2 protein-coding genes are annotated in these 3,262 nt (G+C 36.6%); one reads left to right on the forward strand and one right to left on the reverse strand.

The annotated features are described in order from the left end of the window. Positions 1–124 precede the first annotated feature (124 nt). On the reverse strand, positions 125–1,486 hold the full coding sequence (locus tag FYJ45_RS28970; protein WP_154468393.1) for a hypothetical protein: 1,362 nt from the start codon (positions 1,484–1,486) through the stop codon (positions 125–127). Between the two features lie 475 nt (positions 1,487–1,961). Here FYJ45_RS28970 and istA point away from each other — a divergent pair. Beyond that, positions 1,962–3,262, forward strand: a 1,301-nt coding sequence (gene istA / locus FYJ45_RS28975; RefSeq protein WP_154468394.1) for an IS21 family transposase, incomplete at its 3' end; no start/stop codon positions are given.

Here is a 3,262-nt window from a genome sequence, read left to right on the forward strand (position 1 = left end):
CTCACTGTTTTAATAAGATTTTTTACTAACCCGCAAAGTCAGTAATCTTATTTTACTCTGAGGTATTTTTTTCTCAACCCTCTTTCTCGGAATTCCCTATATTTGAATTATACAGGAAGCTCCTTTAAGCTATATTAATATCAAACTTAATATCTATTATATCATTACTATAAAAATTTACTATATTAGTTCCTGGTAGTATATTAAGATCTAAAGAGAATTCACCATTATTATTTAAATCTGTTAAATTAAATTTTTTCTCCCCACATTCTACTACAATACTATCTTTTTTGCCATTCACTACCTTAAGTTTAATTTTAATATTTATAGAAGAATTACTTATATTACCAATAACCATTTTGCTCTTTTCATTCAATGTATAAATTTCAAAACCCAGATCATTAATATCCTTTTGTATTAATCCCGTTTGAAATTCCGCCCAGATATACACACTGCTTCTTATTTTTTCTATTTCTTTTTCAGTAAATAAATTATATAAAGCTTTATTATAAACCCTCATATCATAAAAATACAATTTTTCATCAGAAGAGACTAAAGGATTTCCTAATATAGCATTCATTTGATTTATTATTTCACTTGCCTTCCTCTCTTCAAACCCGTTTGTATCAATATATATTCCTTTAAAACCATACGCAGACAATACTGGAACTAATTCTTCAATCTCTAATTCTTTTAATGATTTTTTCCAAAAATAAGGTCTTGAATTAATTAATCCTCCGTGACTCCATACAGTTTTCTTTGAATTGATTACAGGTTTATATAAATTATAGGCTCCCTGCTCCTCTGTCTCTGGCCACACATTTATATCATCCTCAGTAACAATAGGTAATTCAAATATTTCATCATTTTCTTCCATTATATTTTCTATTTCAGCAACAAACTGTTTCTCAGTATTAAACTGTTTTTCTATTTCATTATAATGAGGCATCTCTACCCAAATCGAACTATAATCCTTGGGTAATACCCCGACAAATCCAATAATAAATATTATAAAGTAAACGATAATTTTCTTACTATTTTTTAATTTATATTTATTAATCCCTTTATCTATCAAAATTCCGATTGATAAAACAGAAAAAAAGGATATATACACCACTGTCCGATTATAGCTTCTTATAGATGATGTAACATACATAGCAATAATCGAATCAATTCCTCCTACAATACTTATCAGTAAAAAAAACAGATTACTCTTACCACATAGACAAATAACATCCTCTTTTCCGTAATTATAAAGCATATAATAAATAGAAAAAATTAACCCAACTGCCATAATCCCTCCCATAAAAATCAGGGATTTTTCCTGTGTATTATTAAGCGCTTTATTTAAATTCTCTGAAAATTTCCCTAATGGTTCGATAAAATGATTATAAATAGGTGCAAACAATGAAACAATATGCATTGAACCTACATCTATATCACTATTTGCTCTTGCTGTCCCATAAAATGAATTATTACCTGCCAACGATGCAACAATCCCAGGAAGTATCGTGATTACTGATGTACATAAAACTAATATGCATAAATATGCAGCATATAAGAACTTACATACAGATTTAAATGAAATTAAAGCATAAATCCCAGCAAAAACAAACAAAAGACAAGTAAAACCCGAATAATAAGCACTACCTGCCCCCACTAATAAACAAATAAAAGAACTAAAAACTATCCATTTTAAAGTTGGTAATTTATATATTCCTATGTCCTTTTTATACTTTATGCTAATGCGGAAAATTCTATCGTTGAGTATTCCGGAACTTTTTGAACCGCTATTCCGGTGAATGGATACCGCCGTTCCGGTAAGGACGATACCCGCAATCTGGAACAGATGATACCACCATTCCGGTGAATGATACCAGTGTCATGAAAAACCTTAGTTCTTCATGTAAACTGTATGTATGCGCTTTATAGCGTAAATACAGTTTAAGGAGGTCTTTATCATGACCAAGTATCGTGAGATTATCCGGCTTGCCGGACTAAATCTCAGCCAGACTAACATCGCACTCAGCGTTGGTGCATCCAAGACCACGGTCAACAAGGTTTTAAAAGCTGCCAAAGAGCAGAATCTCGTATGGCCATTGGAGCCAAAGTACACTGATGATTTACTGGCTCAAACCTTATTCCCCAAAGTGGGAAAATCTACAGTTTCTACTAACAAACGGATGCCTGATTATGCGTACATCCGCAAGGAACTTCTCCGCAATGGAGTTAACAAAAAGCTTCTGTGGACGGAATACCTTGAGGAGTGCCGCCAATCTGGTGACGAGCCACTAATGTATTCCCAGTTCTGCTATTATATCCAGCAGGATGAGCAGAGACGCCGTGCAACGATGCATATCAACCGCAAACCTGGTGAACAGGTGGAGGTTGATTGGGCTGGTGATCCGGCCCACATCATTGATCCTGATACCGGCGAGATTATCAATGCATATCTTTTCGTCGGTGTCATGACTTACAGCCAGTATCCCTATGTGGAGGCGTTTATTGATGAAAAACAGCCGTCCTGGATTGCTGCGCACGTCCATATGTATAAGTACTTTGGTGGCGTTGCAAAAATCCTTGTTCCCGATAACTGCAAAACGGCAGTTGATCACAACCATGGCTGGAAAGACCAGCGTATCAACGCTGTCTACCATGAAATGGCTGAACATTATGGGACTGCCGTGATACCGGCAAGAGTACGCGCCCCAAAGGACAAGCCAAATGCCGAAGGCAGCGTTGGAAATATTTCCACATGGATTACAGCGGCGTTGCGTAATAAACAGTTCTTTTCGATCAGCGAGCTGAACCTTGCCATTCGCCAAAAGCTAGAAGAATTCAGCCATCGCCCTTTCCAAAAGAAAGAGGGTAGCCGGTATGAGATCTTCCGCGACGAAGAACTGCCATTACTGGCACCATTACCCGTTACCCCGTATGAACTGGCGGAATGGAAACAAGCCACCGTTCAGTTTAATTATCACATATCCTGCGCTGGAATGCTATACTCAGTTCCACACGAGTACATAAAGCGCAAGGTAGATGTACGGGTTACAGATAAGACCATTGAAGTCTTTTATAACAATAAACGCATTGCTTCCCATTGCCGTCTTTATGGTCGCAAGGGGCAATATAGTACCATTACCGAGCATATGCCTCCATCTCATCAACAGTATCTGGAATGGAATGGTGACCGTTTCCGCAAATGGGCGGAACGAATCGGTGAAAACACATATCGTGTCACTGACGCGATTCTTACCTCCAA

Origin of the sequence: Eisenbergiella porci (genome assembly GCF_009696275.1) — a bacterium.
GTDB classification, from domain to species: domain Bacteria; phylum Bacillota; class Clostridia; order Lachnospirales; family Lachnospiraceae; genus Eisenbergiella; species Eisenbergiella porci.